The sequence below is a fragment of the Kitasatospora sp. NPDC057512 genome, assembly GCF_042802135.1.
GTDB lineage: Bacteria > Actinomycetota > Actinomycetes > Streptomycetales > Streptomycetaceae > Kitasatospora.
The window spans coordinates 1-5,669 of the sequence record NZ_JBHVET010000586.1 but is presented as its reverse complement, the minus strand read 5'-3'; the positions used below and the strand labels follow the sequence as shown (position 1 = coordinate 5,669).

Genomic DNA, 5,669 nt, shown 5'->3' with positions numbered 1-5,669 from the left:
GGCCGGCGCCGTCCGGGCCGCCCCGCTCACCCCACGACCTCGGTGCTCCACGTGCCGTTCCGCAACGCGGTCTCCTGGAGCTTCCCGTCGCTCAGGCAGACCGTGTAGACGCGGGTGACGCCGCCGTGGTCCACCACCGCCGGCTCGAAGCCGTCGGCCACCTGCTGAACACCGGCGTTCGCCAGGGAGTCCTGTGGCGTCCACCCGTCGCCCGCCGCCTTCGTCTCGGTCAGCAGGCCGTTCCTGTCGACCAGGAACAGGCTGGTGGTCCCGCCGTGCACCAGGGCCGCCGGGGCGGAGCGCGGCGCCGGCACCCGGAAGTCCTTGGTCAGGTCGCGGCGACCCCACCCGGCAGCCTGCGTGCCGCCCGGAGGCGTCAGCCGGGTCTCCGAGAGATGGCCGTCGTCGCGGTTGACGGTGAAGACGCTCGTCACCCCGTCGTGCACCACCGCGGTCGGTGTCATGGCGGACGGCGGCACGTCCTTCATGGGGAAGATGTTCCACTTCTCGTCGGACTTCAGCGACGCCTCCTGGAGCTGCTGGCTCTCCGTGATCGTGTACACCCTGAGGACCTTGTCCGCCACCACCGCCACCGGCGCGGTGCCGGCGGCAACCGGCTTGGCGGGCCCCTGGCCCAGGACCCCGAGGTCGTCCTGCAGGTCCTGCCTGCCCCAGCCCGAGCCGTCCAGGTAGGACCGCCGCAGGTGGTTGTCCACGCCGACGGTGAACACGTTGACCATCCCGTCCAGTACCGCCGCGGTCGGAGTGCTGCGGACCTCCTGATCACCGAGGTCCGCGAACTGCCACTTGCGCTCGGGCTCCAACCGGGCCTCCACCAGGTGCTTGTTCGCGGAACTCACGAAGAACACCCGGACGATGCTCTTGTCGAGCAACGCCACCGGGCGGGTGCCGGCCCGCACCTGGGGGATGTTGGGGTCATCGGTCTTCAGTGGGAAGTCCACCACCCTGACCTGGCCCGGGTCCGGGCTGTTCCGGAGCTTCGCCGCCTCGTGGTCGAGGTCCACGAAGCTCTCCAGGAGCTGCTGGCCCTTGTACGCCGTGAAGACACGGAGGTGCTGGTCGTCGGCCACCGCCGGACCGGCCGCGTTCCCGGGCGTCGCCGGGGCCGTCGTGGCGGCGGCGTCCTGGGCGGGCGCGGAGGCCGAGGGTGTCGCGGAGGGCGAGGGGGCGGCGGAGGCCGAGGGATCCCCGGTGTCCCGGGCGGGCGAGGAAGCCGTGGCGGCGGCGCCGCGGCCGGCGTCGTCATCGCTCCGGAGCAGGGCCCAGGACAGGACCGACGCGCAGACGACGACCGCGGTGGCCAGCGCGATCCGGGTCCGGGGCTCCCGCAGCCGTCCGGGGCGGGGCGTGGTCGGTGTGGGTGTCGGCGTCGCCGTCGGTGTCGGTGCCGGCGCCGATGTCGCCGTCGGTGTCGGTGTCGGTGCCGATGTCGGCGTCGCTGCCGCCGTCACCGTCGGCGTCGATGTCGAAGTCACCGTCGGCGTCGGCGTCGGCGTCGCCGGAGGGGTGACCGGAGGGGCCGCCGGGAGGTCGGGCTCGGTGGGCGTGGCGGCGCCCGCCGGTCCGCCGGTCGGTTCCGCCGCTACGGGGTCGTGCTCCGGAGCGGCGCCCCCGCTCTCCTGCCCGGGGCCGTCGAGCATGGCCAGCCCCGCCACAGCGTCAGGCCGTCCGGCCGGGTCCCGGGAGAGCAGCGCGGTGATCAACGGAGCCAGCCGGCCCGCCCGTCGGGGCGGCGGGACGAGGGCGAGGGCAACCGCGGCGAGCGTCATCGCGGCCGTCTCCCGCCGGAACGGCGACACCCCCTCGACCGCCTCGTAGAGCGTCACACCGAGGCTGAACAGGTCCACGGCCGGGGTGTCCGGCTCCTGGGCCAGCCGCTCCGGTGCGATGTAGTCCAGCGACCCGACCAGGCCCCCGGTGGTGGTCAGCACGGTGCCCGCGTGGTTCTTCGCGAGGCCGAAGTCGGCCAGCAGCACCCCGCCGTCGTCGGCCAGCATGATGTTCGACGGCTTCACGTCGCGGTGGAGGATGCCTACCCCGTGCGCCGCGGCCAGCGCCCGCAGCACCCCGACGGCCACCTCGGCGGCCCGCTCCGGCTCCAACGGCCCGTCGGCCCGGAGCACCTGTGCCAGCGAACGGCCGCGGACCAGCCGCATCACCGTCCACGGGCCGCCGTCCTCCACCACCACGTCGTGCACCGTCACGATGTTGGGGTGGTCGCGGAGCGCGGCCGCATGGCGGGCCTCCGCCATGGCCCGGGCGATGGCCCGCTCGTGCTCGTCCTCGGAGAGGTCCTCCTCCCAACGGACCTCCTTCACCGCGACCTCGGCATCCAGCAGTTCGTCCCTGGCCTCCCAGACCTGGCCCATGCCCCCGGCCGCCAGGGCTCTCACCAGCCTGAACCGTCCGCCGACGAGCCTGTTCGGTGCAGAACTCAACTCCATGCGAAACCCTTACGTGACTGGGCGATGACGGAACGTCAGGTCGAGCGCCGAGCATACCGATGGTGTGCGACGGTTCGGGTCCCGAACCGCAACCGCCCGGCGCCCGGCCCCGATGCCCGCGCCGGTTCGCGCCGGACCGCCCGGTCGGACACGTTGGCACTCGGCCGGCCGTCCAGGCGTGTCACCAGCAGCGGATAGCCTCCGGCGTGAACGAACGGGCTGACGGGAGTGGACGTGGACATCGAGGAGATACTGGACCGGCTCGGCGCGGTCATCGGGCCGCCGCCCGCGGGCGGCGTGGTCCCGGTCCCGTGGGACCTCGGGCCCGAGGTACTCGGTTTCCAACTGCCCGCGGACTACCGGGCGTTCGCCGACCGGTACGGGATGGTCAGCATCAGCGACGAGCTGCACATCTACACACCATCGGCGGCACCCAGTCCCAAGGTCGGGCAGCCGACCGGTTTCGAGGGGTTCCTGTACTACACGACGGAGCCCTACGGGTACTGCGCCTGGCTGGCCGAAGTCTACCGGGACGGGGACTTCGACGAGTGCCCGCACCCACTGTTCCCGGCCGAGGGAGGGTTGCTGAAATGGGGCAACAACTACAACTCGGACCAGTTCTTCTGGTTGATGCGGGGCCCGGACCCGGACCGGTGGCCGGTCGCCGCTAAGTTCCACTCGATGCGGGAGTGGGATGTGTTCGAGGGCGGCTTCCTGGAGTTCCTGCTGGCGGCGGTGACGGAACAGTACCCGTACCACCGGGACGTCGTTCCCGGTGGGATGAAGCAGGTCGGCGACGGCCGCGCCTACCTCCCCGGAGGAGACTGGGCGAAGCACCTACCGCAGTGAATCCCCAGACACGGCCGGCCCCAGCTCGGTGACCCGGCCGCCCCCAACCACCCGCCGCGCACAGGAAGTCGACCCCGTCGACTTCTCACGCGGCCGCTTGGTGATCCGAGCCGGGCGGCCATAAAAGTCGGAGCGGGCGCCGTCGCGCAGGCCCGATAATGATCGCCATGGCCGATGAACCCCTGTCCATCCCCCTCGCCGACCTGCGCCGATCGTTCGACCTGGTACTACGCAACATCGAGGCCGCCACGCCAGGCGACACCCTCGCCCTGGACAAGGACCACTTCTGGTCCGTCCCCGCGGACGGCCTCTACGACGTCTACCAAGCCCCCGGCGAGCTCACGATCGGTCAGCTCTCCGAATCCTGGCAGCACCTGACCGACCTCCTCGCCGAGCCGGATCGCGCGGTGGGGTACCACCTGGTGTGGCTCGCCGACGTCCTGCGGGCGATCGGCCAGGACATCGCGGCCTGAGGTAGTACTGGGCCATTGATCAACTGCATGGCGTGAGGCGCCCGTGGTGGTCGTCGCGGGCGCCCTGACCGATGTCCTTCCGGTCAGCCCAGTGATGCGCTCGCCGCACGCAGTTCGTCCAGGGCCGCCAGGACGTACCCGGCGAGCTCCTGCTCGGCGCCACGGTCGCCCTCGGCGCCACGCTCACCCTCGGCGCCACGGTCGCCTTCGGCCCATTCGGCGTACCCCCGTTTGAAGGCGAGGACGCCCAGCTCGCCCGCGAGGGCCGCGATCGGATCGGGTACGCCGCGGGCGACCAGAGCGGTGGTCATCGCGGCCGCGAGGCTGACGGTCTTGAGGGTGTCACGCTCCTGGAGCTCCGCGCTGGCGGCGATGGCCGCCTTCAGGCGGGGGGCGAGCTCGCGAGTCCCGGGGCCCATCGCGGTCGAGGCGCGCTCGAGGCCGGCGGCGACCGCCTCCAGCGGGCTGGCGTCGCCGGGCGCTTCGGCGATGCCCTCGGTCAGCAACCGGCTCAGTGTCTCCTGCCCGGCGACCAGCAGCTCGCGCTTGTCGGGGAAGTGCCGGAAGAAGGTGCTCTTGGTGACCCCGGCGCGCTCGGCGATCTGCGCGACGGTCGTGGCGTCGTACCCCTGCTCCGTGAACAGGTCGACCGCGGCCACGACGAGGCGTTCACGCGCACCTGGTTCCCATCGACTCATGGGTTCAGCATATGTGACGGGACTCTTGTCCCATCATCCTGCTACGGTGATGGGACAAGAGTCCCATCACTCCGGGAGGATTCCCATGCGCGTCTTCGTCACCGGCGGCACCGGTCTGATCGGTTCCGCCGTCGTCGCCGAGCTCCTCGGCAACGGCCACACCGTGCTCGCGCTCGCCCGCTCCGACGCCTCCGCGCGGGCCGCCGAGGCGGCCGGCGCCGAGCCCCTGCGGGGAGGCCTCGCCGACCTGGACGTCCTGCGCTCAGGCGCCGCCCAGGCCGACGGGGTGATCCACCTGGCCTTCGGCAACGACTTCAGCAGCCCCGAGGCCCTCGCCCGGAACGTCGCCGAGGAGACCGCCGCCCTCACCACCCTCGGCGAGGAGCTCCTCGGCAGCGACCGCCCCCTGGTCACCGTCTCGGGTACGCCCGTGGCGCCGGGCCGCGCCTCCACCGAGGCCGACCCGGTGCCGACCGACGGGCCGGTCGGCGGTCGCGGTCGCACGGTGACGGCGATCCTGGGCCTCGCCTCGCGCGGGGTCCGGAGCACGTCCGTACGCCTGCCGCGCACGGTCCACAACGAGGGCACGGGCGGGTTCGCCGGCCTGCTGACCGACATCGCACGCCGCAGCGGCGTCTCCGGCTACCCCGGCGACGGCACCCAGCGCTGGCCCGCCGTCCACGCGCTCGACGCGGCCGTCCTCTTCCGGCTCGCCCTGGAGCGGGCGGAGGCCGGTGCCGCCTGGCACGCCGTGGCCGACGAGGGGGACGAGGTGCGGGACATCGCGGCCGTCATCGGCCGACGGCTGGGCCTGCCGGTCCGGTCGGTGCCGGAGGAGACCTACGGCCCGCTCGGCCCGATCTTCCGGGCCGACCAGCCCGCGTCCAGCGCCCGCACCCGGCAGGCACTCGGCTGGGAGCCGCGGCGCCCCGGCCTGCTGGAGGACCTGGAGAACATCCGGCCCTGACCGGCGACCGGGGCGGACCGGCCGCCGGCGCAGCCCGCAAGCACCCGCCCCCGTACGGCACTTCACATCCACAGCAAGGTCCACGACAAGCAGGAGGTTCCATCATGGTGGCAGTCGTCTTCGGCGCCCGCGGCAACGTCGGTCGTCACGTGGCCGACGGCCTGCTGGCCGCACACCCGCCAAGTGCCGGAGGCCAACCGCGGTGAGGGCCTTCCCC

5 protein-coding genes are annotated in these 5,669 nt (G+C 72.9%); 3 read left to right on the top strand and 2 right to left on the bottom strand.

All coding sequences use genetic code 11. From position 1 onward, the window contains the following. Positions 1–26 precede the first annotated feature (26 nt). Positions 27–2,414 carry a protein kinase gene (locus tag ACFU6K_RS29640; protein ID WP_380668157.1) on the bottom strand — a complete coding sequence of 796 codons (2,388 nt, stop codon included), beginning with the start codon at positions 2,412–2,414 and terminating at the stop codon, positions 27–29. A 285-nt stretch (positions 2,415–2,699) separates the two neighbouring features. Between ACFU6K_RS29640 and ACFU6K_RS29635 the strand changes: the two genes are divergently transcribed. Together ACFU6K_RS29635 and ACFU6K_RS29630 are read left to right on the top strand one after the other, a co-directional pair. Continuing rightward, positions 2,700–3,314 carry a hypothetical protein gene (locus ACFU6K_RS29635; protein WP_380668155.1) on the top strand — a complete coding sequence of 205 codons (615 nt, stop codon included), beginning with the start codon at positions 2,700–2,702 and terminating at the stop codon, positions 3,312–3,314. 167 nt (positions 3,315–3,481) lie between these two features. Continuing rightward, the gene (locus ACFU6K_RS29630; RefSeq protein ID WP_380668153.1) at positions 3,482–3,787 is read left to right on the top strand and encodes a hypothetical protein; all 306 of its coding nucleotides are present in this window, start codon (positions 3,482–3,484) and stop codon (positions 3,785–3,787) included. Positions 3,788–3,870: 83 nt separating this feature from the next. Here the strand turns inward: ACFU6K_RS29630 and ACFU6K_RS29625 are convergent, their stop codons facing one another. After that, positions 3,871–4,485: a TetR/AcrR family transcriptional regulator gene (locus ACFU6K_RS29625; protein WP_380668151.1), complete on the bottom strand. Its 615-nt coding sequence runs from the start codon at positions 4,483–4,485 to the stop codon at positions 3,871–3,873. Between the two features lie 85 nt (positions 4,486–4,570). Here ACFU6K_RS29625 and ACFU6K_RS29620 point away from each other — a divergent pair, with 85 nt between their 5' ends. After that, positions 4,571–5,452 carry an SDR family oxidoreductase gene (locus ACFU6K_RS29620; protein ID WP_380668149.1) on the top strand — a complete coding sequence of 294 codons (882 nt, stop codon included), beginning with the start codon at positions 4,571–4,573 and terminating at the stop codon, positions 5,450–5,452. Positions 5,453–5,669: the final 217 nt, after the last annotated feature.